This window comes from Leifsonia sp. SIMBA_070, assembly GCF_046534635.1.
GTDB lineage: Bacteria > Actinomycetota > Actinomycetes > Actinomycetales > Microbacteriaceae > Leifsonia.
Genome location: NZ_JAWRYK010000001.1, coordinates 2,277,280 through 2,301,377 on the forward strand (window position 1 = coordinate 2,277,280; position 24,098 = coordinate 2,301,377).

Consider the following 24,098-nt stretch of genomic DNA (forward strand, 5'->3'; position numbering starts at 1 on the left):
TCGCGAACATGACCGTGATGGATATTCCGTTTCACACCATCGACGGCGAGTCGACCGCCCTGTCCGCGTACGCGGGCAAGGTCATCCTCGTCGTCAACGTCGCTTCCCGCTGCGGGCTCGCGCCCCAGTACGAGAAGCTCGAGAAGCTGCAGGAGACCTACGGGGAGCGCGGCTTCACCGTCGTCGGCTTCCCGAGCAACCAGTTCCTGCAGGAGCTCAGCACGACCGACGCCATCAAGGAGTACTGCTCCACCACGTGGGGCGTCACATTCCCGATGATGGAGAAGGTGCGCCTGAACGGCCGGAACGCGCACCCGCTCTACCAGGAGCTGACCAAGGCCCCGGATGCGGAGGGCAAGGCCGGGCGGGTGAAGTGGAACTTCGAGAAGTTCGTCATCACGCCCGACGGAGCCGTGCACCGTTTCCGGCCGCAGACCGAGCCGGACGACCCGGCCATCCTCGCCCTGATCGAGGAGTCGCTGGCCGCTGCTGCGTAGGGCCCGAGTGGATGCTCCGCTGCGCTCAGGCGCGGCGGAACCAGCGGCCGCCGACCCGCTCGGTGAGCCGCCAGGCTCCCGTCTCGGCGAGCCGAGCGACCCCGGCGACGGTGTGCTCGGCGACCCGCAGTGCCGTGCGCACGTTGTCCTCCGTGAAGCGGATGGTGAGCCGCGCCTCGCCGGCCACCACGTCCACGCTGCTGGCCTCGACGACGGCCAGCTCGCGGGCCGCGTCGGCGGCAGCGGGTTCGACGGCGCGGGGGTCCACGCCCGGGTGGAGGCGCCCGACGGCGACGATCACGCGGAAGGAGGGCACCCGTCGAGCCTACGCGCGTCGCTGAGCGGGCATTCAGCCGCCGGGGCGTACGCTGCCCGAATCGGGGAAGCACGATCGGGGGATCGGAAGGGGTGCACCTGTGCACGAAGCGAACACGGACCAGCTGGAGGCTGTGACGGGCGAGGACGCCCTCGACACGGCCGAGCTCGCTGAGTTGGAGGCGCTGCTGCGGCAGCGGCGCGAGGGCGACGTCGCCGAGGCGCAACGGATGGCGGAGTCGCTGGGCGTGCTGCTGGCGTCGCGGTCGGAGTCGACGGCGGACGACGAGCACGACCCGGAGGGGCCGACGCTGTCGTCGGAGTGGAGCCGGCTGCAGGCGCTGCGGTCGGATGCGGCGCACGACATCGTGGCCGTGGATGCGGCGCTGGAGCGCCTCCACCGCGGCACGTACGGCGTCTGCCTGCACTGCGGGGAGGGCATCGGTGTCGACCGGCTCCGGGCGCGGCCGACCGCCGAGTTGTGCATCCGGTGCGCGGTGGCCGTCGAGAGCTGACCCCGCGAGGCGAGCGGCGGTGGCCTGCAAGCCGCGGGCGCTCAGGTCGTGGTGCGCGCCGCGAGGTAGACCGCCTCGGTCCGGCTGGACGCGCCGACCTTGCGCAGGATGCTGGACACGTGCACGCTCGCGGTCTTTGCACTGATGTACAGGCGTTCGCCGATCTGCTTGTTGCTGAGCCCCTGCTCGATGAGGGCGAGCACCTGCTCCTCGCGCTCGGTGAGCGGAGCGCCGTGGGCGGCCGCCGTCGGCGCCGACCGTCCGGCGGGCTGGGCGCCCAGCGCGTCGGCGGCCTCGACGAGGAGACGGATGCCGCCCTCGTCGGCAGCAGCCCGGCCTTGTGCGAGCAGCGCGTCGGCCCGTGACCGGTCGCCGGCAGCGAGGGCGACGCGCGCGCCGCGAAGCAGCGCATACGGATACAGGTGGATGGGCGCGACCGGCCCGATGGCTGCGGCCGCCGCCTGCTCCCACGCCTCCTGGGCACCGGCGTTCCGCTCCCCGCGCTCCGGTACGCCGGACACCGCGGCGCGTGCGGTCGCGAGTTCGGCGTGGACGAGCGGACCCCACGCGACCGCGGTCGGCCAGCCGCGCAGGCCCCCGAGCACGGCCTCCAGCCGTTCGGTCTCGGCCGCGAGGTCGATCGTCGACCCGGCGGAGGTGACCGTGGCCGCTCCCCCGCTCCGCATGGCCAACTCGGCAAGGGCGCGGGCCGCAGCCGCGAGAACCGGGAGGTCGTAGCCGGGCATAGACCGGAACGGCGGCGCGCCGAGCCCTCGCGCTTCCGCCCAGGCCCGGTCGTAGTCGCCGAGTGCGATGGCCGTCTCGGCGGCGATCCGGGCGAGGGAGAGGCGCGTCTGCTGCTCCAGCTCGGCGAGCGCTCGTAGCGGTGAGCGGAATCGGCGCAGGAGCGCATCCGCGCGCTCGGGCTCGCCGTGCCAGACCCACAGCCGGGCCCGCTGCAGCTGCGCGCAGAGGCCGGCGCGGTCGTCGAAGCCGAGAGCGATGCGAAGCAGATCTTCTGCCCGGTCGAAGTGGCCGAGGGCGATGAGCGGCTCTGCCGTGTTGGCCGCCAGCCAGATCCCGGAGGTGCGCTCCACCCCGCGCTCCCGCGCACGGGCGACGCCGGATTCGGCCAGGCTCACCGCTTCGGCGTACAGGCCGACCGAGTTGAGCGCATCGGACGCGTTCACGGCGTACCGCAACGTCGCCCCCGCGTCCCCGGCGGCGAGGGCTTCCGCGCGGTCGAACTCGGCGAAGCCCTCGTCGATCCGGCCCGACGCGACGAGCGACGCGGCCAGGATGTTGTGCCCCACCGAGCGGAGGGCAGCCGGCGCCGACTCGGCCTCCGCGAGTGCAGCGCGCGCGGTGGGGATGGCCGCGTCGAAATCCCCCGCGAGCATCCGCTGCGCGGCGAGCTCCGTCAGCAGATGCGGGCGCAGCGGGTCGCCCGGTGCGACAGCGCCGGGTGGCACCAGCGCGAGCGCCTCCTCCAGCAACCCGGCCGACCCCGCGCGGTTCAGGTTGGACAAGTACTGCCCCTTGTCGCGCAGCAGCCGCGCGTGCCGCGAGGGCGCCAGTCCGTCGGTCTCGGCGAGCGCCGCCTCCACCAGGGCCAGCGCGCGTTCGTTGTTCCCGGCGTTCCGCAACGCGGAGGCGGTCCGCGCAATGACGGCGATCCGGTCGCGTCCGCTCAGCTCGGCGGCGTCGGGGATGCTGTCCCACAGTTCGAGGACCCGGTCGCCCATCGCCGCAGCCGTGGCATAGGCGTAGGAGCGCTTCGCCTCCTCCATCGCCTCCAGTGACGCGAGGAACGCGCGGCGCATGTCGTGCGCGGCCAGCCAGTGCGCCGAGAGCTGCACCGCGGATCGCTGCGGGCTCGCCTCCAGAGCCTCCGCGTAGCGCGTGTGGAACCGCGTGCGCTCCCCCGGCAGCAGGTCGGCGTGCAGCGCCTCGCGCACCAGCGCGTGGCGGAACGAGTACTCGGTCGAGTCGGCGGCGAGGATATTCGCCGCGATCGCTTCGCGGGCCGCGGCGTCGAGCTCGTCCGGCGTGCCGTCGAAGACCGCCGCCAGCAGCTCATGCGTCACGCACACACCGCCCGCGGCCAGGATGCGCAGCAGCCGCTGGGCCGGGTCGCTGAGCCGTTCGAACCGCGCCAGGACGAGTTCGCGCAGCGTCTCGGGGAGATCGTCGCCCGAGCGCAGCCCGTCGATCCCCACCAGCTCCTCCACGAAGAAGGGGACGCCCTCGCTCAGCTCGGTCACGCGTTCGAGCGAGCCGTCGTCCGGCACGCGCCCGAGCAGCTGCTCGACCAGCTCGGCCACCTGCTCGCGGCCGAGGCGGGCCAGCTCCCAGCGCGTCACCCGACGGGTGCGCTCGAGCTCGGGAAGCCAGGACCGGAGGACGTGGCCGCGCGGCACCTCGTCGCTGCGATACGTCAGCACCACCAGCAGCCGACCGCCCTCGGCCATCCGGACGAGGAATCGCAGCAGTTCGAGCGTCGACCGGTCGGCCCAGTGCACGTCTTCGATCGCGAGGACGACGGTGCGCTCCGCCGAGAGCTTCTCGAGCAGGTCGGTCACCAGTTCGTACAGGCGCTCGACCCCGGTGCGCGGTGGGACCGCCGAGTCGTCCGCCAGCTCCGGCAGCAGGACCGGGAGCACGCCTGCGCTGGGACCCGCGACCTCCAGCACCCGCTCCAGACCGACCACCTGGATGAGGCGCCGCAGCACGGCCGCGAAAGGCGCGTAGGGAGCCCCGTCGTCGCCCAGATCGGCGCACCGGCCGAGGAGAACGGTCGCCGTCGCCTCCTGCTCGGTCAGGAACTCTTCGAGCAGCCGGGACTTGCCGATGCCCGCTTCTCCCCCGATCACGACGGCCCGCGGCTCCCCCGCCGCGGCCGCCTGAGCCTCGGCGCGCAGAGCCGCCAGATCGGTCTCTCGACCGATCAGAGTGGTGCTCGACGCCGGTGCTCGCATGGCCTCATCGTGCCACGCACCACCGACATCCGTAGCTGCCGGCAACGACGCCTCAGCGGGCGGCGTGGGTCAGCTCCGCCGCCGGCGCCGCACTGCCCGGACGTGCCGCTGCGCCAGCCGGGCGCGCCCGGCCGCGCACAGACCGCGCAGCGCTCTCGCCCGCTGCAGCGGCCTCCCGCGACCGTCGTCCCCGCTCCCGCTCGATCTCCCGGCGCGATGCCTCTCCGGCCCGGATCCGGAAGTCCACGAACTCGTCCAGCAGCATGATCCTGCTCCCCTCCTGCTCGCCGTGCGTCCGCATCGGCGATGACTACAGCCTTCTCGCTAAGGCCCCCCGCCAGCATCGGGAGGATGCCCTATTCCGGTCCCCGGGGGCGGCTTAAGGGGCTTCACGGGATGGCGGGGCGGGGGCAGCATGGGCCCCATGGCGACGATCAACCAGCTCCAACCTCCCTACTCCGTCGGCTACTTCGTGGGCAGCCTCTCGGCCCAGTCGGTCAACCGCACGCTCTCGCGGGCGCTGATCCGGCTGGCTCCCTCCGAACTGGTCTTCACCGAGATCCCGATCGGCGGCCTCCCGCTCTACAACCGCGACCTCGACGCGGACTACCCGCCGGAGGCCCGCGAGTTCAAGGCGCTGATCGCCCAGCAGCAGGCTCTGCTCTTCGTCACACCGGAGTACAACCGCTCCATCCCGGGCGCGCTGAAGAACGCGATCGACTGGGCGAGCCGCCCGTACGGCGAGAACGTGATCGCCCGCAAGGCCACCGCCGTCATCGGGGCATCGCCCGGGCAGATCGGCACGGCCGTCGCCCAGCAGCAGCTGCGCAGCGTCCTCAGCTTCCTGCAGGCGCCGCAGATGAACGCGCCGGAGGCCTACATCTGGATGCGCCCTGGCCTGGTCGAGGAGGACGGCACGGTCACCGACCCGGGGACCGAGGAGTTCCTCCGCGGCTACATGAACTCGTTCTTCGAGTACATCGAGCGCGTGCTCACGGTGGTGCCGAGCGCATCGTGAAGCTGCAGGACGAGGACGGGACGCGCTCCGTCGAGTTGCGGCCCGCCGGCCCGGTCGACGCGGACGACCGCCTCGTGGTCGACGCGATCGTCCACGACGACACCCGCCGCTGGACGTTGACGGAGTCGTGCCTGACGACCGATGAGGCACGGGATCTCGCCGCCTGGCTGGCCGGCCTCGCCGAGGACGACACGGCAGGGGCGGACGAGTGGACCTCCCTCACGTTCGCCGCCAACACCGTCTCGATGAGCGGCCACCGCATCCCGGGCGGCACGGTGGAACTGCGGATCGCGGTGCTCAGGATGCGCGCCGAGGGGACGCGGACGACGGACGTGGTCGTCGGCCTGCGTGCACCCCAGGCCGAGGTGACCGCGGCAGCACGGGAGTTGATCGGCGAGCTGGATGCGGCCGGCCGGGAGCCCGGAGCGACGTAGCCGGCGACCAGCGCGCCCGTGGAGCCGGAGCTACCGCCCGCCCTCGCGCTTGCGGTGCCGCTGCTGCACCGCCTGCTCCCCGTACGGGTAGATGTCCGTCCGCGGTGTGCTCGCCTCGTCCAGGCGGGTGCGCTGGGCGTCCGTCAGCTCGAGGTCCGCCGCGCCCAGGTTGTCCTCCAGCTGCTCGACCGTCCGCGCGCCGAGGATGACGGAGGTCACCGCCGGGCGATCGCTCAGCCAGGCGAGCGACACCTGCGACGCCGACGCCCCCGTCTCCTGCGCGATGGCGTTCACCGCGTCGATGATGTCCCAGGTGCGCGGGTCGGCGTTGCGCGCCTCCCACGCCTCCATCCCGCGGGTCGGGTTCTCGCCCAGCCGGGTCGCGCCGGTCGGCGGCTCGTCCCGACGGTACTTGCCGCTCAGCCAGCCGCCCGCCAGCGGCGACCACGGCAGCAGGCCGACGCCCGCATCCAGAGCCGCCGGCACCACCTCGTGCTCGATGCCGCGCACGATCAGGCTGTACTGCGGCTGCAGCGTCACCGGGGGCGCCCAGCCGTGCGCCTTCGCGACGTGGACCGCCTTCGTCAGCTGCCAGCCGAGGTAGTTCGAGAAGCCGTAGTACGAGATCTTGCCGGCCGTCACCGCGTCGTCGAGGAACCGCAGCGTCTCCTCGATCGGCGTCAGGGCATCCCAGGCGTGCATCTGGTAGAGGTCGATGTGCTCGACGCCGAGGCGGCGGAGGGAGGCGTCCAGCGCGGTCCGCAGGTGTGCCCGCGACAGTCCGAGGTCGTTCGGTCCCGCTCCCATCGGGAACCGGCCCTTGGTCGCGATGACGACGCCGTCGCGGCGTCCGGGGTTGCGCGACAGCCAGCGGCCGATGATCGACTCCGACGCGCCGGACGAGTAGACGTCGGCCGTGTCGAGGAAGTTCCCCCCGCCCTCCAGGTAGCGCTCCAGGATGGCGTGCGAGGTCCGCTCGTCCGCCTCCGCTCCGAAGGTCATGGTGCCGAGGGCGAACTCCGACACGATCGTTCCGCTGTTTCCGAGGTTGCGTAGCTCCATAGCCGCGAACGTAGCCCCGTATCCCGGTCTTGCGTACTGTGTCGAGTCGTGAAGCTGCTCCTGATCTCCGACACGCACGTCCCCAAACGCGCCAGAGCTCTCCCCGTCCAGGTGATGGAGGCGGTGGACGCGGCCGACGTCGTCATCCACGCCGGCGACTGGGTGGATGCGGCAACGCTCGACCTGCTGGAGCAGCGGTCCCGGCGGCTGGTCGGCGTGTACGGCAACAACGACGGACCGGAGCTGCGGAGCCGGCTGCCGGAGGTCGCGCACGTCGAACTCGACGGCCTGCGGTTCGTCGTCGTGCACGAGACGGGACCGGCCACCGGGCGCGAGGCGCGGGCCGACCGCGACTTCCCGGAGGCCGACGTGCTGGCGTTCGGGCACTCCCACATCCCGTGGGACACGGTGTCGCCGCGCGGCCTCCGCCTGCTCAACCCCGGCTCGCCGACCGACCGGCGGCGGCAGCCGGTCGGCACCTATCTGACCGCCGAAGTGCGGGAGGGGCGGCTCGAGGCGGTCGCGCTGGTTCCGGTCGACCGGTCCCGCTGAGGCGACTCGTTTCCGGGGGCGGCCACGGGCGCCGTCAGGCGCGCAGGAAGCCGTCCACCAGCATCCCACGCACCGCAAAGAGCAGCTCACTCCGCAGCGCCTGCTCGTCCACCTCCAGCAGCTGGGCGAGGGCGGCGACGATCGCGCCGACGCTGAGCCCGCCGTCGCACGCGCCCACGAGCGCGGCCAGGCCCGTGCCCGCCGAGACGACGCGCCCGAAGCCGCCGCCCTGACGGAGAAGGATGGCCGTCGGCGCGTCGGCGCCCGGCCAGAGGTGCCGTTCCTCGGTGACGTCCCCGGCGACGACCGGCCGCAGCCGGGACAGCTCGTCGTCGGACAGGGCGGCCTGCAGGTCGTGTGCGGCCAGCGCCTCGCCCAGGTGCACGCCGAGTCCCGCCTCGTTCGCGCCCAGCGACGCCTGCAGCCGCTCGAAGCGCCGAAGCGTCGGGACGCCCTCCGCGCGGCGCAGCAGCAGGTAGCCGAACCCGACCGAGCGGACGCCGCGGGACTCGAAGTCGTCCAGCCAGGCTCCCAGCAGGCGCTCGAACTCGGGGGTTCCCGGGCGGGTGCCGCCGTCGCGGATCCAGGTCTCGGAATAGCGGACCGCGTCCTCCACCTCCCGCTCCACGACCCAGGCGTCGAGGGGTTCCGCGGACGCGTCCACCCAGTCCCGCACCCGGTCGAGGCCGTCGGCGGCGCCGCGGTACTCCCAGTTGCCGAGCAGCTGGGCGACGCCCCCCGCCGTCAGGTGCTCGGCGCATCCGGCCACGAAGGAGGCGACAAGGCCGTCGCCGACCATCCCGCCGTCGCGGTACTCGTACGCGGGGACGCCCTCCGTCCGTGGCGTGATGACGAACGGCGGGTTGGAGACGATGTGGTCGAAGCGCTCGAAGCGCTCGCCGGAGACCGGCTCGAACATGCTGCCGAGGCGCAGCTCGACGCCGTCGATCTCGTTCACTGCCAGATTGAGGGCGGCGAACCGCAGCGCCCGCGCCGAGATGTCGGTGGCGACGACGCGGCGGGCGTGCCGGGCGGCGTGCATGGCCTGGATGCCGCATCCCGTCCCCAGGTCGAGCGCCGACCCGACCGGCGTCTGCAGCATCAGCCCGCTGAGGGTGAGCGAGGCGCCGCCGACGCCCAGCACGTGGTCCTCCGGCAGGGCGTGGCGGAGGGCGAGCTCGCCGAGGTCGGAGGCGATCCACCACTCGGCGGGACCGGCCGCATCCACGAAACCGTACGGGCGGAGGTCGACGGCCGGTTCGACGACGCCGGTCGCGTCGTCGACCGTCACCAGCTCGAGCGCGACGGCTCCGTCGACGCCGAGGGCGGGCAGCGCCGCGGCGGCCTCCTCGGCGGTCACCGGAAGGCCGAGCACGAACATCCGGGCCAGGGTGGCGAGGGCGGACGGCTCCCGACGCGCGAGCGCCCGCTCGGCCGGAATGCGCTGGCCGCGATGCAGGGCCTCCGCCGCTTCGTCGCCCCACAGCCCGGTCAGCGCGTCGACGCCGAACCCCGCCGCGAGCAGGTCGGACCGCAGGTCCGGGATGCGGTCGGCGGCCGGGACCAGGGATGCGCTCATCCCTCCATTCAAGCCCATGCCGCCGGGCGTCGCCCACGACTGCGCCGGGCGTCGCCCACGACTGCGGTGCCGCGTAGCGACTGCGGTGCGGCGGAACGACTGCGGTGCGGCGCCCCGCCGCAGTCGCTACGCGGCACGGCACTCGCGGCGCGGGCGTCGGCTCCGACGCACCGCGGTCGCGGCGCGCGTGGCGTCCTCGCCGAGCGGGGGCACAATGGGGGCGTGATCCGTAAGAGGGCGATCGTGACCGGGCGCGTGCAGGGCGTCGGCTTCCGCTGGGCGGCCCGCGAGGCCGCGCAGCGCTTCGGGGTGACCGGCTGGGCCCGCAACCGCCTCGACGGCAGCGTCGAGGCCGAGATCGAGGGCGAGCCCGACCGGGTCGACCGGATGCTCGACTGGCTGCGCCAGGGCCCGCCCGGCGCCTCGGTCGCCGCCGTCAACACCTCCGACGTCCCTCCCGTTCACGACGACGCCTTCCGCATCCACGAATCCGCCTGACCCCACCGTCGAGTACACACTTTCTGCACGCGAATCGCCGTCGCAGCGTGCAAAAAGTGCGGACTCGACGGCGGGGCGGACGGGCGCGGAGGCGGACGGGCAGAATGGGGGGATGACGCGCGCGACATTGCTGACGATTACGGCTCCGACCGGCACCCGGGAGGGCGGGGATCCCGGGTACGTGGTTGCCGACTTCGACGCTCCGCAGGTGCGGGTGACCGACCTCGCCGTCACCCGCGGCGACGGCGTCTTCGAGACGATCGCGGTCATCGGCGGCCACCCGCAGGCCCTCGAACCGCACCTCGCCCGCCTGGCGCATTCCGCCGAACTGCTCGACCTGCCGGCTCCCGCGCTGGACGTCTGGCGGGAGGCCGTGCACGCCGGCGTCGCCGACTTCCTCACCCGGAACGGCACGGCGGAGGCCGGAACCGGGCCCGGCGCCGAGCTGTACGCCAAGCTGATCTACTCGCGCGGCGTGGAGGGGTCGGGCGCGCCGAGCGGCTGGCTGTTCGTCGACCTCGGCGAGGACTTCACCGAGGCGAGGAAGGGCATCCGCGTCGTCACGCTGGACCGCGGCGTCCGGCACGACGTCGCCGAGACCTCGCCGTGGCTGCTCGCCGGCGCGAAGACGCTCTCGTACGCGGTCAACCGCGCCGCCCAGCGGGAGGCCGTCCGCCGCGGCGCGGACGACGTGCTGTTCGTGAGCAGCGACGGCTTCGCCCTGGAGGGTCCGACGTCGAACGTGGTGACTCTCACCGACGGTGTCGTCCGCACACCGAACACCGACCACGGCATCCTCGCCGGCACGACGCAGGCGGCCGTCTTCGACTTCTTCACCGCCCGCGGCCTCCGCACCGAGTTCGCCCCTCTCACCCTGGACGAGGTGGTGGCCGCCGACGCGATCTGGCTGGTCTCCAGCGTGCGTCAGGCCGCGCCCGTCACGCACCTCGACGGGCGCGAGTACCCGGTGGATGCGGACCTCACCGCGGAGCTCAACGCGTACCTCCTGGGTCGCACCGAGTGAACGGTAGACGAATCGTGTCACCCCGATTCGCGACCGTCGGCGGCACCGCCTAGGCTGTTCCCACTGCGCGGGCGAGGGTGCCGGCGCGATGGCCGAGGAGGCGACCAGGACCCCGGGGAAGGGCGGTGCGGGATGAGCGAGCAGGTGCCCCGCAGCATCGAGCTGCTACGGCAGCAGGCGCGCGACGAACTGTCCGCGATCATCGAACATCGCTGCCGTGCGGGCGAGGACCCGTGGCAGTTCATTCCGGAGCTTCCCAGCGTGGATGAGCAGGTCGTCATCTCGCTGCGGGCGGGCGCGATCGAGGCGTTCGACCTGGCCGAGGAGCAGTCCCGGGCGCACCATCCCGCCGCCGGGCGCGAGATCTTCACCCGCTTCGAGTATTCGGTGCTGCGGCGCATCGCCCTGGAGCATCCGGAGCTCAGCGAAGCCGTCTGGGGCATGCTCGACAAGGTCGAGCGCGCCTGACTACGCTGCGGCCATGGGAATCGTCACCGCCGACATCGGCATCTCGCTGGACGGCTTCGCGGCCGGACCGAACCAGTCGCTCGAGAAGCCGATGGGCGAGGGCGTCGACGGGCGGCTGCACACCTGGATGTTCCAGTACGAGGAGGAGCACCGCGCCGAGATCGAGGCGATCACGACCGCCGGCGCCTACGTCATGGGCAGGAACATGTTCGGCCCGGTGCGCAACGAGTGGCCCCGCGAGGACGAGCCGCTCGGCGACTGGACCGGCTGGTGGGGCGATGAGCCGCCGTATCACGCCCCGGTCTTCGTGCTCACGCACTTCGCGAGGGAGCCGCTGGAGCTGACCGGCACGACGTTCCATTTCGTGACCGACGGCATCCATGCGGCCCTCGATCGGGCACGGGAGGTGGCCGGCGGCGCCGACGTGTCGATCGCCGGCGGAGCAGAGACACTGAATCAGGCCCTGTGGGCCGGGGTGGTGGATGAGCTGCGGCTGCACGTCGTGCCGCTCACCCTGGGCGCCGGCGAGCGCGTCTTCGACCGCGTGCCTCCGCTCGACCTGGAGCTTCTGCGGTCGCGGGTGACGCCGGAGGTGGCGCACCTCACGTATCGCGTGCTGCGCTGAGCGCCCAGCGGAACGCCGGTTCCCAGGTCTCCCAGCCGTGGCCGCCGGGAAAGGTCCGGAGCGTCGCGCGGATTCCCGGGACCGCCCGTGCGGTTCCCACGAGCGTTGCGGCCTGCGCCGCCACCGACTGGCTCTCCGCCGCGCCGGGATGCGCCGGCTCCCGGTCGCCCACCGCGACCTGCAGGCGGCTCAGCTTCCCCGGCGGATACGCCGCCAGGGCCGCACGGTACCCGAGCCGCTCGTACACCCGAGGGTCGTAGCGCGCCTGCGCCGTCCCGAAGGCCCCGGAGTCCCGGGCCGACGATCCGGCGGGAGGTTCGGGGTCGTAGACCGCGGGGCTCAGCGCGATGACCGCGCCGAACACGTCGGGGTGGGCCAGCCCGAGCCGTACCGCGCCGGCCCCGCCCATCGAATAGCCGGCGACCGTCCTGGCTGCGGTGTCCGGAAGCAGGGCGAACCGCGCGCCGAGCGACCCGACGAGGTCGCAGACGATGGCGGTCTCGAGCGCTCGGCCCTCGGGGTGGGCGGAATCGACCCAGTACCCCGCGCGGTCCAGCCAGGGCGCGTCGGGGATCGCGACGACCCCGTCCGGCATCGCGTCGAATAGCGGCTCCCAGCTCTCCGCGCTGTCGCCCCGACCGTGCAGCAGGATCGTCAACGGGTGCGGGCCGGGTCCGGCCGGGGCGTTCAGCAGATACCGCAGGTCCTCGCCGAGCGCCGCGCTGCGGAGCGTTTCCCAGCCCGGCCGAGCGGTCATCGTCCGAGGATGCCGCGGGCGCGCACCGCCATCGCCGCGTCCACCATCTGCCCGTCGGCAAGCGTGGCGACCCCGCCGGAGGCCAGCGCGTCGAGCACGGCACGCGCCCAGCGCAGCTCCTCGTCACGCGGCTCGAAGACCGAGCGGATCACGGGAAGCTGGGCGGGGTGGACGGCCGACCGGCCGTACCAGCCGAGGCTCCGGCCTCTCTCCGTGTCGGCCCGCAGACCGTCGAGGTCGCGGATCCCGGAGTAGGCGGCGAGCATCGGCGCGGGCAGACCGGCGGCGCACGCTGCGATGAGGAGGCGGATGCGGATGTGGTCGACCACGGCCTGATCGCGGGTCCGGAGTTCGGCGGCGAGGTCGGACTCCCCCGCGCCGAGCGCGACGACCGCGGGATGCGATGCGAGCTCGAAGGCGCGCTCCAGCCCCAGCGCCGACTCGATGAGCGCGGTGAGCGGATGCCCGGGGGCCCGCTCGGCGATCGCATCCAGGTCGGCGGCCGACTCGACCTTGGGCACGCGCAGGCCGAACCCGGCACCGGTGCCGACGAGGGCGGCCAGCTCGTGGTCCGCTCCCGGGTTGATGCGCACCTGGACGACCGGGCCTTCGTCCGGCCCGTCCTCCCCGCCGCGCTCGGCCAGCCACTGCGTCACCGCATCGAGAGCTGCCCTTTTGGCGTCGGCGGCGACCGCATCCTCCAGATCGAGGATGACGATGTCGGGCCCAGCGGCCACCGCCTTCTCGAAGCGGTCAGGGCGGTCGCCGGGCACGTACAGCGCGGTGGTCGCGGTCATACGACGCCCCGCTCCCGCAGCGCCGCGAGCTGCTCGGGGGTGACGCCCACCTCGGCGAGCACCTCCGCGGTGTCCGCACCGTGCCGTCGGCCCGGCCAGCGGACGGCGCCGGGCGTCTCGGAGAGCCGGAAGAGCACGTTCTGCATCTTCACCGGACCGAGCTCCTCGTCGTCGACCGAGAGAACCGTCCCGAGCGCGCGGTACTGCGGGTCGTCGAGGATGCCGCGGACGTCGTACACCGGGGCGATGGCCGCCTGAGCCTGCTCGAAAGCGGCCAGCACCTCGGCCGTGGGCCGGCCGGCGATCCAGGAGCCGACGGCGGAGTCCAGCTCGTCGGCGTGCTCGGCCCGGGAGTGGCCACTGCCGAACCACGGCTCGGACACGACGTCCTCGCGGCCTACGAGCCGCATCACCCGCTCCGCGATCGACTGCGAGCTGGTGGACACCGCCACCCAGTCGCCGTCGCGGGTGCGGTAGACGTTGCGCGGCGCGTTGTTCACCGAGCGGTTCCCGGTGCGCGGCTGGACCACCCCGAGCTGGTCGAACGCGGTGATCTGACCGCCCAGCAGCATCAGGATGGGCTCGATGATCGCGAGGTCGATGACCTGGCCGCGGCCGTCGCGCTCCGCCGCCCGCAGCGCCACCGTGACGGCGTACGCGCAGCTGAGGGCGGCGATGCCGTCGGCGAGCCCGAAGGGCGGCAGGGTCGGCGGCCCGTCCGGTTCGCCGGTGAGCGCGGCGAACCCGCTCATCGCCTCGGCGAGGCTGCCGAACCCCGGCCGCGACGCGTAGGGACCGGTCTGCCCGAAGGCCGTGACGCGGGCGACGACGAGCCGCGGGTTGACCTCCTGCAGGCGCTCGGGCGCGAGACCCCAGCGTTCGAGCGTCCCCGGGCGGAAGTTCTCGATCAAAATGTCGGCCTCGGCGGCGAGCGCGAGCAGGAGTTCGGCGCCGGCCGGGCTGCCCAGGTCGATGGTGACCGTCCGCTTGTTGCGGCCCAGCGTCTTCCACCACAGGTTCACGCCGTGCTTGGCCGGTCCGTGACCGCGGGCGGCGTCGGGCCGGGTCGGATGCTCGACTTTGATGACCGACGCGCCGAAGTCGCCCAGGAAGGTCGCCGCGAGCGGTCCGGCGAACAGGGTGGAGACGTCGAGCACGCGGACGCCGTCGAGCGGCGCGGTCATCGGCCCTCCTCCAGATCCCAGGCGACCCGGAAGCCGACGCTCGGCGATCGGTCGACGCCGAGGCCGGGGAGCAGGTACTTGAAGGTGAAGGACGCCGGCCTGACTCCTCCATCGGCGTACCAGTCGGAGCCTTCGGAGCGGTGATCCGCTCCACCCTTCAGCATGACGAAGCGGGTGATCCCGTCGTCGTGCTCGCTCTCGGTGAGGTTCCAGACCGCAGGGGTGCGTCGCCCAGCGCCCTGTTCGGCCGCGCACTGCCACTCGAACTCGTCGGGCAGGCGGGCGCCCGCCCAGGCGGCGTAGGCGCGCGCGTCCTCCAGGGAGACGCCGGTCACAGGAGCGTCAGGGCCTGCGTCCTCGGTGCCGACCAGGAAGCGGTGCTCAACCGTCGGCCGGTACCCGCTGCCCTCCAGGAACGCGCGGAACTCGGCGACCGACACCTCCCGATCGGCTACGGCGACCGGCCGCTCGAGCGTCACGGCGATCGTCTCCGATCGGGCGTCGTGCAGGCGCGGCGGCAGCGGCTTCCACTCCTCGACGTAGGGTGCGCCCTGGTAGAAGCCGGTCTCGCGCCGGCGGTACGTGACCTCCACGTCGCGGCTGCCTGCCTCGACGACCACGGCGCCGGGCGGAACGGCGGAGACGATGGCCGGCCGGGGCCGAACGCGGACCGCCTCCCGCTCGAGGAACCGGGCGTCGGTGGAAGCCGGATCGTCGGCGGCCACGGCGAGCAGTTCGTCCAGCCCGTCGGGCTCGGAAGCTCCGGGCGCGAGTTCGAGGACACCGGCGATGCCGCGAGCGGGCACGCTCACCTCGGTGACATCGCGCAGCCCCGCGGTGACGTCGTGGCGGCGGGCGCCCTCAACGAGAGGAGCGGCCAGAGGGTCGCCGCGCCACTCGACGGCTCCGCGGTTGACGATGGTCCAGAGAATCCGGCCCTCGTGCTCCCAGCGGGAGACATACACGCCCGCGGCGATGGCGCCGGCCGCCGCGCCGTCGAGTGGAGACCAGTCGCCCTCCACGAGGAGGTCGCTCAGCGCTCGCTGGACGCGCAGCATCCGCCGCAGGGTGGACTCGTCGCGCGGATTCCAGCCGACCCAGACGCCGAACACGGCATCCCAGACGAGGATGCCGGTCCCGTTCATCCAGGCCGCCTGCAGCTCGTCGCTGTGGTCCCGGTTCCAGCGACGCACCCCGTGCATCATGTGGCGCCGCTCGAACCAGTGCGCCCGCATGACGCCCGGAGCGGCCGAGTCGGCGAACCACTGCGCCCAGCTCAGCTGGTGGTCGCGGATCCGCTGGTTCGGCACCCGCGACTCGCCCTCCAGCACCTGGGGCGGCTGTGCCCCGAGGAGCGCGTCGACCAGGGTCGAATCGCCCTCCTTCATCGTGTCGAGGAACACCCCGTCCACGCCGAACTCCCCCACCAGCGCGGCGAGCTCGTCTGCGTCGGACCGCCCGGTCCGCCGGGTCCCGACATCCCACGGGTTGTAGTCGACGAACACGCGCAGGCCGCGCTCGTGGAACCGGTCCACGACCTGCTGGAGGCCGGGGACGTCGCGGTAGAAGTCGAACTGGTTGCGGTCGTCGATGCCGATCACCGGATAGGCGTGCCAGAGCACGACTCCGTCGAGGCCGCCCTGACCGGCGACGGCGTCCAGGAAGGCGTCGACCGTGAACTCCTGCCGGCTGTGGTCGAAGAGGCGGTCGTCCCAGAGCCACACCTGGGCGACCGCGTAGGCGGTCTGCGACCACCGGGTCATGGGCCGGTCGTAGAGCTCGCCGGTGTAGTCCAGCCGCTCGCGCGCCTCCCGGCGCCAGGCGCCCAGGTCGGCGCGCCACGCGGGCCAGTCGGCCGGATCGTCCGGCGCGGCGAACACCTTGACGATGTCGCCGACCTCCGGAGGGAGCGCCCCTCCTCTCGGCAGCGCGGTCGGCCGGTCGATCGGCCGCGGCACGAGCGGGTCGAACTGGTTGGTGCTGGCCTCGTCGGGGTCAGCGGCGGTCGGCGACGAAAGCACGGATCTCCTCGAGCGTGGGAATGGATGGGACGGCGCCCGGCCGCTGCACGGACAGCGCGGCCGCGGCGGAGGCGAATCGGGCGGCGGCCACCAGGGCTGCGGTGAGGTCCGGCCCCGGCCGCTCTGCGGCACCCCGGCGGACAACGCCCGAGCGATCGAGCTCGGCGGCGAGCGCACCGCAGAACGTGTCGCCCGCGCCGGTGGTGTCGACGACCTCCACCCGGTGCGCCGGGACGAGGACGGGTGACCCGCCCGCGGCGAGAACGAGCGACCCGGACCCCCCGAGCGTGAGGACCACGGACCGGCCGGCGGAGGCCAGCTCCGCCGCCGCTGCCTCGGCAGACGAGGCGGCCGGAGCGAGCAGCCCGGCCTCGTGCTCGTTGACGATCAGGAGGTCGACGTGCTCCAGCAGAGCGGCCGGGAGGTCGCGGACCGGAGCCGCGTTGAGCACCACCAGCGTGCCCGCCGCATGGGCGGCGACGGCCGCGGCGAGGACGGTGTCGAGCGGGGTCTCCAGCTGCAGGAGGAGCACATCCGCCGCGGCGACGGCCTCCCGCTCCCCCTCGGTCAGCGAGATGAGCGACGCGTTCGCCCCGGAGTCCACCACGATGCTGTTCTCGCCCGCGGCGTCCACCGTGATGACCGCGGATCCGGTCGGCGCGTCGACGCGTCGGTCCAGCACACGGACTCCCGCCTCCCGTGCCTCCTCAGCGAGTCGGTCCCCTGCCGTGTCGCGGCCCAGTGCGACGACGAAGGTCACGTCGGAGCCCGCGCGCGCCGCGGCGACCGCCTGGTTGTTGCCCTTGCCCCCAGGCACCGCGGTGAACGAGGTGGCGAGCACGGTCTCGCCCGGCGACGGGATGCGGTCGACGCGGTAGACGAGGTCCAGATTGGCACTGCCGACGACAGCGGTGCTCATGCCGCCACCTCCTCGGTGCGGCGGGCGAGCGCGCTGAACCGCACGTCGGAGAAGCCGGGCACGGACGTGGCGAGCCGGTCCTGCAGCGGGTCGATCCAGGCCGCAGGGAGGTCGGCCGCGCCCGTCAGGGCTCCGGCGATCGACCCGGCCGTCGCGCCGACGGAGTCGGTGTCCCAGCCTCCGGACACGGCGAGAGTGATCGTGCGCTCGAAATCCCCGTCGCCGCGCACCAGAGCGAAGGCGAGGAGGGCGGCGTTGTTCAGCACGTGCACCCAGTGGAGGTGGCCGAACTCCGCGTGCAGCGCATCCACCGCCGCGATGTCGTCGAGGTCGGAGGCCGCCAGAGCCGCGCCGCGGCCGATCGCAGCCGCGTAACGACTGTCCACCGGCACCACCGACAGCCCGGTCCGGACGACCTCGTCGATGCCGGCCCCGGCGACGGCCGCACTGCAGGCGGCCGCGACGAACATGGCGCCGTAGACGCCGTTGCGCGTGTGACTCAGGCGCGCGTCGGTCCAGGCGAGGCGCGCGGCGGCGACCGGGTCGCCGGGCGAGGCCCACCCGTAGACGTCGGTGCGGATCTGGGCGCCGATCCAGTCGCGGAACGGGTTGCCCACCCGTGCCGCGACCTCGGGCTCGTAGCCGTCCAGCAGGTTCCGGTAGACGACCCGCTCGGCCGTGAAGACGCGGCCACCCGGCAGCGAGTCGAGCCAGGCCTGCGCGACGTCGTCCGTGGTGAAGCCCCGGCCCCGCCGCTCCAGCAGCTGCAGCGCGATGAGCGGGAAGTTGAGGTCGTCGTCCTCGGGCATCCCGTCGATGTTCTCGACCAGGCTGGTGGGGCGGCTCCGCCGGTTCCAGGGATGGCGGGCGGCGATCTCCGGGTCGAGTCCGACCTCGGTGAAGTACGAAGCGAGGGGCCAGTTGCCCGTCGACCGGGCGATGGCGCGGATGCCCTCGAGCGTGATCTTCTCGACCGGCTTGCCGAGCAGGCAGCCAGCGGCCCGGCCCAGCCACGCGCCGAGCAGGCGGTCCGGGTAGCGGCCCGCCTCGTCGTCGACGAGCATCCCGGGCGGAGCGGCGATCCCGGGCGTCCCGGCGGGAGCCGCATTCAGGATCTCGTCCAGGTCGTCCGGCTCGGCCGCCACCAGCGGTGCAGGGTCGGGACGCGCATCCATTTCGGCGAGCAGTTCGCGCGCCAGTCGCCTCCGTTCCTGCGGTGCGGGCTGCGGGGTGGCGCCGCTGACCGGCGCGGTCGGCGATCCGCCCGCGGCGGACCAGCGCTCGCGCAGGTCGGCGACGGGCCGCCCGTCGAGCTCGGCCGCGACGAACGCGTGCGGCACCAGGTCTTCCGGTTGGCTCCAGCTCAGGCGCAGCATCACACCGCCTCGACGGCGACGGGCGAGAAGACCGACCGTGCGGAGGCGACCGCCTCGGCCCGCGCGGCATCCTTCGCCCAGACGTCCCGGGCGACGCCGGCGATCACCGGTCCGGTCGCCGTGACGTCGATCCGGCTTCCCTCGGACACGGCGGCGATCCACTCGGCGGGAACCGCCTCCACACCACCCAGCGCGCCCGCGACGGAACCGGCCATGACGGCGATCGAGTCGGAGTCCCGGCCGTAGTTGACGGCGCCGAGCACCGCCTCCCGGTAGTCGCCGCCCGCGGCGATCAGCATGCCGAGCGCGATGGGCAGCTCCTCGATGGACTTCGTACGGCTCGGGATGCGCGCATCCTTCGCCGGTGCCCGGTAGTGCGGTCCGACGGTGTCGAACGGCTCGACGGCTGCGCGCAGCGCCGCCAGTCCGCTCCGCCAGTCGGTGACCCGCGTCGCCGCCTCGGCGACGGCCTCGATGGCGTCGCGCGTGCCGTCCTTCGCCAGCCGCAGCGCGGTCGCGACCACGCTGTCGACGTCGGCTCCCGGCCGCATCGCCTCGGCGACTGCGGCGGCGAACACCCCGGCCGCCTCCCGTCCGTAGCTGGACTGGTGGGCGCCGGCCACGTCGATCGCCTCGGCGTACGCGGCCTCCGGAGCCCCGGCGTTCACGATCCCGATCGGACCGACGTACATCGTCGCACCGCAGTTCACGATGTTGCCGACGCCGGCCTCGCGCGGGTCGATGTGGCCGTAGTGCAGGCGCGCGACCATCCACTTCTCGGCGAGGAAGATGCGCTGCAGCAGCAGGGCCTCCGACTCGAACTCCGGGATCCAGCGCTTCTCGCCGATCAGCAGCGGGACGAGGTGGTCGGCGACCGCGTAGGCGTCGAGGTGGTCCCGCACCCGGTCGTACACCTCGACGAGTACCGTCGTCATCAGAGTGTCGTCCGTGATGTGGCCGTCGCCCTTGTGGTACGGCGCGATCGGCCGGGCGTTCCGCCAGTCCGCGAGGAACGGAGGGACGACGCCCTGGACGAATCCGCCGTAGCGCTCCTGGATGGCTTCGGGGGTGTTCCCCTCCGCCGCTCCGCCGAGCGCGTCTCCCACCGCCGCGCCCGCGAGCGCGCCCGTGCTCGAATTCACCAGGGCATCCATCGTGTCTCCTTCTGTTCCGTGTCTCTCGCTGGCGGGGCCGGTCAGCCGACCGAGGACCAGCCGTCGGTCAGCTGCTTCTTCAGGTCGTCCAGGCTGATCGAGTTCGCCAGGTACTTCTGCAGTGCGGGTGTCGCGTACTGGTCCTTCCACTGCGGGTAGCCGGTCGCCGACTGGAACGGAGCGGCGGTGAGCTCGTCGCCGGACTTCAGGATGACACTCCAGCCGTTCTTGCCCGAGGTGTCCTTCGCCACCTGGTCGCGCGCCGCGGTGGACGCAGGGATCAGCCAGTCGCCTTCTGCGAGCTTCGCCTGGTTGTCGGCCTTCATGAAGTAGTCGATGAACTTCGCGGCCTCGGGGATGTGCTTGCTCTGCGCCGAGACCGACATGGTCTGCGGGTTCGCCGCCTGCTCGGCGCCCTTACTGCCCGCGAGCGGCGGGAGGACGACCCAGTCGAATCCGCTCGGAGCGGACTCGGTGATCTGCTGGGCGACATAGTTGCCGCCCACGTACATCGCGTACTTGCCGCCGAAGAAGCCCGGCAGCACGTCGCTGCCGCTCTGAGTCAGCGACACCGGATCCAGCGACTTGTCCGTGTACGCCATCTCGTTGATCCGCTTCGGCACCTGCAGTTCGTCGTCGCCGACGTGGATGGTGGACGTGCCGTCCTTGTTGTCGAAGAACGTCCCCCCGAAGCCGAGGGCGAGGTTCATCACGGTGGCGGTCGGGGACTTCATGCCCCAGCCGGTCCCGAAGTTCCCGTTGGCGGTCAGCTTCGTGGAGAGGTCCTGGAAGTCCTGCCAGCTGAGGGTCTTGCCCGTGGGGACCGCGACGCCGGCGTCGCTGAACGCCTTCTTGTTCGCGAACACCACGTAGGACTGCAGCAGGGTGGGCGCGGCGACGATCTTGCCGTCGCCGGTCGTCACCGACTTCCAGATGTCCGAGGACACAGCCTTCTTGGTGTCGGCGCTGAGCGCTCCGCTCAGGTCGGCGAGGTAGCCCTGCTGGGCGAACCCCATGATGTCGGCCGACTCGTCGTGGATGATGTCCGGAGCCGTTCCGCCCTGGAACTGGGTGACGAGCTGGTCGTGGACGTTGTCCCAGCTGCCCTGCTGGAGCTTGACCTGGATCGTGGGGTTCGCCGTGTTCCACGAGTCGACGATCTGCTTGGTCGCTGCGACCGTGGTGTCCTGGTAGGCGAGCGACTGGAAGGTCAGCGTGACCTTCCCGCCGCTGGCGTCGCTCTGGCTGCCCGAGGACGAGCAGCCGGCGAGGGCGAGCGTCGCGGCGGCGATGCCGGCGACGAGGGCGCCCACGCGGAAGGTGCCTTTGCGCATGGTTTCTCCTTTGTTGGGGTGTCTCAGCCCTTCACGGCGCCGCTGAGCAGGCCGGAGGTGAGACGTTTCTGGATGAGCAGGAAGAAGACGAGGCTCGGGATGGTCGCCAGCAGCGACGCCGCGGCGAGCTGCCCCAGCTGCACCTGGCCCTCCGCGCCGACGAAGCGGGCGAGCGCCAGCGGAAGGGTCTGCAGCTTCGGATCCTGAATCAGGACGAGGGCGAAGAAGAACTCGTTCCACGAGTTGATGAACGTGAACAGGCTGGTGGCGACGAGACCGGGCGCGAGCAGCGGAAGGACGATCGTGTGCAGCGTCCGCAGCCGGCTCGCGCCGTCCATCGCGCCCGCCTCCTCCAGCTCGACGGGGATGGCGACGATGTAGCCCTGCAGCATCCACAGTGCGAACGGCAGCGACCAGACCGTGTAGACCAGCACCAGCCCGGCCAGGTTGTTGATCAGGCCGATGTTCTTCAGCACCAGGAAGAGCGGGATGATGATCAGGATGAACGGGAAGACCTGGCTGAGCAGGATCCAGCCGGTCGCGAGACCGCGCAGCCTCGTCCGGAACCGGGCCAGCGCATAGGAGGCCGGAAGCGCGATCAGCGTGACCAGCACGGTCGTGCACACCGCGACGATCAGGCTGTTCCCGGCGGCCGTGAACAGGTCGGCCTTCTGGATGGCCTGGGTGAAATTCGAGAGGTCCAGGCTGGTTGGCAGGAATCCCGGGTTGGGCGACTGCAGCTCCCGCGACGACTTGAAGGCGGTCGTCAGCAGGAACAGCAGCGGGAAGCCGAGGAAGATCATGTACAGCACCAGTGCGAGGTACTGGAGCGGGCGGGCGATCCTGCGGGACCGCTTGACGGAGGCGCCGACGACGGGACGGGAGGCGAGGGTGGTCATGCGTTGCGGCTCCTCATCTGTCCGCGCAGGTACAGGAACAGGAACACCGCGATCACGACGACCATGACGTTGCCCATCGCGGCCGCGTACCCGAAGTTGCCGTACCGGAAGGCCTCGTTGTAGGCGAACAGCATCGGGAGCATCGTCGTACCGCCCGGTCCTCCCGCGGTGAGCACGAACACGAGCGCGAACGAGTTGAAGTTCCAGATCAGGTCGAGCGTCGTGATCGCGACGATCACCGGGCGCAGGGCCGGGAGGGTCACATGCCAGAACCGGCGCCACGCGCTCGCCCCGTCGATCGCCGCCGCCTCGTGGAGCTCCGCCGGGACGGACTGCAGGCCGGCGAGGAGGGTGATGGTGGTCTGGGGCATCCCCGCCCAGACGCCGACGACGATGACGGCGGGGAGAGCGATGGAGGCGTTGCCCAGCCAGTTGATGTCGCCGGGCAGCCCGAGTGCCCGGAGACCCTGGTTGATCGGCCCGTAGCCCGGGTTCAGCATGAGACGCCACATGATGGCGATGATCACCGGGGGCATCGCCCACGGCACGAGCGCGAGGGTGCGTGCGAGCCACCGCAGCCGGAGATTCAGGTTGAGCAGGAGCGCGAGCCCGAGTGAGGCCAGGAACTGCAGGATCGTCACGCTGAACGCCCACAGCAGGCCGATCCCGAACGAGTTCCAGAACAGTGTGTTGCTCGCGAGCTTGCTGTAGTTGTCGATGCCGTTGACGTTGATGGGCAGGTTGTAGCCGGCGCGTGCGTCCGTGAAGCCCAGCAGGATGCCCTGGACCAGCGGGTACACGCTGAAGATGACGATCGGGATGAGGGCCGGCAGCACGAGCAGCCAGGCGTCGCGGCCGCTGCCGCCCGCCGGACCGCCCGCGCGCTTCCGCCGGCGGCGCGGCGGCGGAGGCGTGGTGGGCCGCGGTGGGGCGATGGTGGTCGTCATGCGCGCGCCTCCCCTCCGGCTGCGAGCGTCGACTCCCGGACGGTGAGCGTCGGTTCGATGGTGACGGTCTGGGCGTCGGCGCCCGGATTCTCCAGCCGGCGGATGAGCAGCTTCGCCGCTGTGCGTGCGCGCTTCGCGGAGCCGAGGTTGACGCTGGTGAGGCCAGGATCGGCGAGCTCGGCCGCTTCGCTGTCGTCCATCCCCACCACCGCGACGTCTTCGGGGACCCGCAATCCGCGGGCCGCGAGCTCCTTGAGCGCAGCAACGGCGATCAGGTCGTTGGCGCAGACGATCGCATCCGGCGAGCACTGCTGCAGGAGCCGCGACGCCGCCTTGCGGCCGGCCTTGTAGGTGAAGTCGGAGGCCGCGATCTGCAGGTCGGCCGTCGTCGCGAGCCCGAGCCGGTCGATCGCGCGCAGGTAGCCTTCGAGCCGCGCCGCGCCGGGGACCGTGTCGACGGGACCGTTCACGAACGCGATCCGGTGTCGACCGGCGGCAACGAGGTGCTCGACCGCGAGCCCGACACCCGCGACGGAGTCGGCGCGCACGCTGTCCACTCCGGCCTCGGGCGGCAGCGATCCGATGACGACGGCGGGGATGCGGCTGGCCTGCAGCGCAGCCACCAGCTCGTCGGTCACCCGTAGCGGGCTCAGCAGCAGCCCATCCGCGAAGCCGCGGTTGAGGCTGTTCAGGAGTTCGATCTGGTCGTCCGCGTCGCTGCCGGTGGACGAGAGGACGAGGCGGTAGCCGTTCTTGGCCGCCACGCGCGCGACCTCGTGCATCATCTTGACGTAGACCGGGTTGCCGAGGTCGGCCACCGCGAGCGCGAGCTGGTCGGTGCGGCCCGTCTTGAGGGTGCGCGCGCTGGCGTCCGGCACGTAACCCAGTTCGTCGGCCGCCCGGCGGACCCGCTCGGCGAGCTGCGGAGACGCGGGCTGGCCGTTGAGGACCCGGGAGACGGAGGCGATCGAGACGCCCGCGCGCTCCGCGACGAGGACGAGCGTCGAACGTCGGGGTTCGGTCGTCGGCTGCTCAGGCATGCGCTGCTCCTGCTTCATCGGAGGGAGGCGATCTGGAAACGTTCTTGAGAACGTTTACAAGAACGTTTACAGGGAGACTAGCACGACGGACGGGCGATCGCACCG

At 72.4% G+C, this 24,098-nt stretch carries 25 protein-coding genes; 9 read left to right on the forward strand and 16 right to left on the reverse strand.

From position 1 onward, the window contains the following. Positions 1 to 8: 8 nt before the first annotated feature. The gene (locus tag SB754_RS10710; protein ID WP_410782305.1) at positions 9 to 497 is read left to right on the forward strand and encodes a glutathione peroxidase; all 489 of its coding nucleotides are present in this window, start codon (positions 9 to 11) and stop codon (positions 495 to 497) included. A 25-nt stretch (positions 498 to 522) separates the two neighbouring features. Here SB754_RS10710 and SB754_RS10715 read toward each other — a convergent pair whose 3' ends face one another. Continuing rightward, positions 523 to 813: a hypothetical protein gene (locus SB754_RS10715; RefSeq protein ID WP_410782306.1), complete on the reverse strand. Its 291-nt coding sequence runs from the start codon at positions 811 to 813 to the stop codon at positions 523 to 525. A 100-nt stretch (positions 814 to 913) separates the two neighbouring features. Here SB754_RS10715 and SB754_RS10720 point away from each other — a divergent pair, with 100 nt between their 5' ends. Then, entirely contained in the window at positions 914 to 1,327 is a 414-nt protein-coding gene (locus SB754_RS10720; protein WP_410782307.1) for a TraR/DksA family transcriptional regulator, read from the forward strand. 41 nt (positions 1,328 to 1,368) lie between these two features. On the opposite strand, the gene SB754_RS10725 is transcribed toward SB754_RS10720, so the two are convergent. Next, positions 1,369 to 4,305 carry a helix-turn-helix transcriptional regulator gene (locus tag SB754_RS10725; RefSeq protein WP_410782308.1) on the reverse strand — a complete coding sequence of 979 codons (2,937 nt, stop codon included), beginning with the start codon at positions 4,303 to 4,305 and terminating at the stop codon, positions 1,369 to 1,371. Between the two features lie 52 nt (positions 4,306 to 4,357). Continuing rightward, on the reverse strand, positions 4,358 to 4,606 hold the full coding sequence (locus tag SB754_RS10730) for a hypothetical protein (RefSeq protein WP_410782309.1): 249 nt from the start codon (positions 4,604 to 4,606) through the stop codon (positions 4,358 to 4,360). Between the two features lie 114 nt (positions 4,607 to 4,720). Between SB754_RS10730 and SB754_RS10735 the strand changes: the two genes are divergently transcribed. Continuing rightward, positions 4,721 to 5,323 carry an NADPH-dependent FMN reductase gene (locus SB754_RS10735; RefSeq protein WP_410782310.1) on the forward strand — a complete coding sequence of 201 codons (603 nt, stop codon included), beginning with the start codon at positions 4,721 to 4,723 and terminating at the stop codon, positions 5,321 to 5,323. Next, a complete protein-coding gene (locus SB754_RS10740) occupies positions 5,320 to 5,757 on the forward strand; it encodes a hypothetical protein (RefSeq protein ID WP_410782311.1) in 438 nt (145 codons plus the stop codon). The genes SB754_RS10735 and SB754_RS10740 overlap by 4 nt, the downstream gene beginning before the upstream one ends. Positions 5,758 to 5,787: 30 nt before the next feature. Here the strand turns inward: SB754_RS10740 and SB754_RS10745 are convergent, their stop codons facing one another. Then, complete coding sequence (locus tag SB754_RS10745) at positions 5,788 to 6,819, reverse strand: aldo/keto reductase (protein WP_410782312.1); 1,032 nt, start codon at positions 6,817 to 6,819, stop codon at positions 5,788 to 5,790. A 48-nt stretch (positions 6,820 to 6,867) separates the two neighbouring features. Here SB754_RS10745 and SB754_RS10750 point away from each other — a divergent pair, with 48 nt between their 5' ends. Next, positions 6,868 to 7,371 (forward strand): metallophosphoesterase family protein, encoded by a 504-nt coding sequence (locus SB754_RS10750; protein ID WP_410782313.1) that lies wholly within the window; start codon positions 6,868 to 6,870, stop codon positions 7,369 to 7,371. A 34-nt stretch (positions 7,372 to 7,405) separates the two neighbouring features. Here the strand turns inward: SB754_RS10750 and SB754_RS10755 are convergent, their stop codons facing one another. Continuing rightward, a complete protein-coding gene (locus SB754_RS10755) occupies positions 7,406 to 8,950 on the reverse strand; it encodes a methyltransferase (RefSeq protein WP_410782314.1) in 1,545 nt (514 codons plus the stop codon). A 222-nt stretch (positions 8,951 to 9,172) separates the two neighbouring features. On the opposite strand from SB754_RS10755, the gene SB754_RS10760 reads away from it, so the two are divergent. The 4 genes from SB754_RS10760 to SB754_RS10775 all read left to right on the forward strand — a co-directional run bounded on the left by SB754_RS10760 (position 9,173) and on the right by SB754_RS10775 (position 11,565). Then, positions 9,173 to 9,448 carry an acylphosphatase gene (locus tag SB754_RS10760; RefSeq protein WP_410782315.1) on the forward strand — a complete coding sequence of 92 codons (276 nt, stop codon included), beginning with the start codon at positions 9,173 to 9,175 and terminating at the stop codon, positions 9,446 to 9,448. Positions 9,449 to 9,560: 112 nt separating this feature from the next. After that, the gene (locus tag SB754_RS10765; RefSeq protein ID WP_410782316.1) at positions 9,561 to 10,472 is read left to right on the forward strand and encodes an aminodeoxychorismate lyase; all 912 of its coding nucleotides are present in this window, start codon (positions 9,561 to 9,563) and stop codon (positions 10,470 to 10,472) included. Positions 10,473 to 10,604: 132 nt separating this feature from the next. Further along, a complete protein-coding gene (locus SB754_RS10770) occupies positions 10,605 to 10,940 on the forward strand; it encodes a hypothetical protein (RefSeq protein WP_410782317.1) in 336 nt (111 codons plus the stop codon). Between the two features lie 13 nt (positions 10,941 to 10,953). Further along, on the forward strand, positions 10,954 to 11,565 hold the full coding sequence (locus SB754_RS10775) for a dihydrofolate reductase family protein (protein ID WP_410782318.1): 612 nt from the start codon (positions 10,954 to 10,956) through the stop codon (positions 11,563 to 11,565). On the opposite strand, the gene SB754_RS10780 is transcribed toward SB754_RS10775, so the two are convergent. Genes SB754_RS10780 through SB754_RS10830 form a run of 11 tightly spaced genes read right to left on the reverse strand, consistent with a single transcriptional unit; the run spans position 11,543 to position 23,993 of the window. Further along, on the reverse strand, positions 11,543 to 12,322 hold the full coding sequence (locus SB754_RS10780) for an alpha/beta hydrolase (RefSeq protein WP_410782319.1): 780 nt from the start codon (positions 12,320 to 12,322) through the stop codon (positions 11,543 to 11,545). The genes SB754_RS10775 and SB754_RS10780 overlap by 23 nt on opposite strands. After that, entirely contained in the window at positions 12,319 to 13,119 is an 801-nt protein-coding gene (locus tag SB754_RS10785) for an HpcH/HpaI aldolase/citrate lyase family protein (RefSeq protein ID WP_410782320.1), read from the reverse strand. The genes SB754_RS10780 and SB754_RS10785 overlap by 4 nt, the downstream gene beginning before the upstream one ends. Continuing rightward, positions 13,116 to 14,303: a CaiB/BaiF CoA transferase family protein gene (locus tag SB754_RS10790; RefSeq protein ID WP_410782321.1), complete on the reverse strand. Its 1,188-nt coding sequence runs from the start codon at positions 14,301 to 14,303 to the stop codon at positions 13,116 to 13,118. The genes SB754_RS10785 and SB754_RS10790 overlap by 4 nt, the downstream gene beginning before the upstream one ends. Next, complete coding sequence (locus tag SB754_RS10795) at positions 14,300 to 16,324, reverse strand: SUMF1/EgtB/PvdO family nonheme iron enzyme (RefSeq protein ID WP_410782322.1); 2,025 nt, start codon at positions 16,322 to 16,324, stop codon at positions 14,300 to 14,302. Before SB754_RS10795 ends, SB754_RS10790 begins: the two co-directional genes overlap by 4 nt. After that, positions 16,299 to 17,243: a ribokinase gene (locus SB754_RS10800; RefSeq protein WP_410782323.1), complete on the reverse strand. Its 945-nt coding sequence runs from the start codon at positions 17,241 to 17,243 to the stop codon at positions 16,299 to 16,301. Before SB754_RS10800 ends, SB754_RS10795 begins: the two co-directional genes overlap by 26 nt. After that, entirely contained in the window at positions 17,240 to 18,619 is a 1,380-nt protein-coding gene (locus SB754_RS10805) for an ADP-ribosylglycohydrolase family protein (protein ID WP_410782324.1), read from the reverse strand. Before SB754_RS10805 ends, SB754_RS10800 begins: the two co-directional genes overlap by 4 nt. Further along, complete coding sequence (locus tag SB754_RS10810; protein ID WP_410782325.1) at positions 18,619 to 19,773, reverse strand: ADP-ribosylglycohydrolase family protein; 1,155 nt, start codon at positions 19,771 to 19,773, stop codon at positions 18,619 to 18,621. The genes SB754_RS10805 and SB754_RS10810 overlap by 1 nt, the downstream gene beginning before the upstream one ends. Positions 19,774 to 19,814: 41 nt before the next feature. Further along, positions 19,815 to 21,107: an ABC transporter substrate-binding protein gene (locus SB754_RS10815; RefSeq protein WP_410782326.1), complete on the reverse strand. Its 1,293-nt coding sequence runs from the start codon at positions 21,105 to 21,107 to the stop codon at positions 19,815 to 19,817. 23 nt (positions 21,108 to 21,130) lie between these two features. Continuing rightward, positions 21,131 to 22,006: a carbohydrate ABC transporter permease gene (locus SB754_RS10820; RefSeq protein WP_410782327.1), complete on the reverse strand. Its 876-nt coding sequence runs from the start codon at positions 22,004 to 22,006 to the stop codon at positions 21,131 to 21,133. Next, positions 22,003 to 22,953, reverse strand: coding sequence for a carbohydrate ABC transporter permease (locus tag SB754_RS10825; protein ID WP_410782328.1), 951 nt, complete (start codon positions 22,951 to 22,953; stop codon positions 22,003 to 22,005). The genes SB754_RS10820 and SB754_RS10825 overlap by 4 nt, the downstream gene beginning before the upstream one ends. Then, positions 22,950 to 23,993 (reverse strand): LacI family DNA-binding transcriptional regulator, encoded by a 1,044-nt coding sequence (locus SB754_RS10830; RefSeq protein WP_410782329.1) that lies wholly within the window; start codon positions 23,991 to 23,993, stop codon positions 22,950 to 22,952. The genes SB754_RS10825 and SB754_RS10830 overlap by 4 nt, the downstream gene beginning before the upstream one ends. Between the last annotated feature and the right edge of the window lie 105 nt (positions 23,994 to 24,098).

Coding starts and splice junctions, on each gene's coding strand:
- SB754_RS10710 (WP_410782305.1), top strand. CDS start 9: ATGACCGTGATGGATATTCCGTTTCACACCATCGACGGCGAGTCGACC.
- SB754_RS10725 (WP_410782308.1), bottom strand. CDS start 4,305: ATGCGAGCACCGGCGTCGAGCACCACTCTGATCGGTCGAGAGACCGAT.
- SB754_RS10730 (WP_410782309.1), bottom strand. CDS start 4,606: ATGCGGACGCACGGCGAGCAGGAGGGGAGCAGGATCATGCTGCTGGAC.
- SB754_RS10735 (WP_410782310.1), top strand. CDS start 4,721: ATGGGCCCCATGGCGACGATCAACCAGCTCCAACCTCCCTACTCCGTC.
- SB754_RS10745 (WP_410782312.1), bottom strand. CDS start 6,819: ATGGAGCTACGCAACCTCGGAAACAGCGGAACGATCGTGTCGGAGTTC.
- SB754_RS10755 (WP_410782314.1), bottom strand. CDS start 8,950: ATGAGCGCATCCCTGGTCCCGGCCGCCGACCGCATCCCGGACCTGCGG.
- SB754_RS10765 (WP_410782316.1), top strand. CDS start 9,561: ATGACGCGCGCGACATTGCTGACGATTACGGCTCCGACCGGCACCCGG.
- SB754_RS10770 (WP_410782317.1), top strand. CDS start 10,605: ATGAGCGAGCAGGTGCCCCGCAGCATCGAGCTGCTACGGCAGCAGGCG.
- SB754_RS10775 (WP_410782318.1), top strand. CDS start 10,954: ATGGGAATCGTCACCGCCGACATCGGCATCTCGCTGGACGGCTTCGCG.
- SB754_RS10780 (WP_410782319.1), bottom strand. CDS start 12,322: ATGACCGCTCGGCCGGGCTGGGAAACGCTCCGCAGCGCGGCGCTCGGC.
- SB754_RS10785 (WP_410782320.1), bottom strand. CDS start 13,119: ATGACCGCGACCACCGCGCTGTACGTGCCCGGCGACCGCCCTGACCGC.
- SB754_RS10790 (WP_410782321.1), bottom strand. CDS start 14,303: ATGACCGCGCCGCTCGACGGCGTCCGCGTGCTCGACGTCTCCACCCTG.
- SB754_RS10800 (WP_410782323.1), bottom strand. CDS start 17,243: ATGAGCACCGCTGTCGTCGGCAGTGCCAATCTGGACCTCGTCTACCGC.
- SB754_RS10805 (WP_410782324.1), bottom strand. CDS start 18,619: ATGCTGCGCCTGAGCTGGAGCCAACCGGAAGACCTGGTGCCGCACGCG.
- SB754_RS10810 (WP_410782325.1), bottom strand. CDS start 19,773: ATGGATGCCCTGGTGAATTCGAGCACGGGCGCGCTCGCGGGCGCGGCG.
- SB754_RS10815 (WP_410782326.1), bottom strand. CDS start 21,107: ATGCGCAAAGGCACCTTCCGCGTGGGCGCCCTCGTCGCCGGCATCGCC.
- SB754_RS10820 (WP_410782327.1), bottom strand. CDS start 22,006: ATGACCACCCTCGCCTCCCGTCCCGTCGTCGGCGCCTCCGTCAAGCGG.
- SB754_RS10825 (WP_410782328.1), bottom strand. CDS start 22,953: ATGACGACCACCATCGCCCCACCGCGGCCCACCACGCCTCCGCCGCCG.
- SB754_RS10830 (WP_410782329.1), bottom strand. CDS start 23,993: ATGCCTGAGCAGCCGACGACCGAACCCCGACGTTCGACGCTCGTCCTC.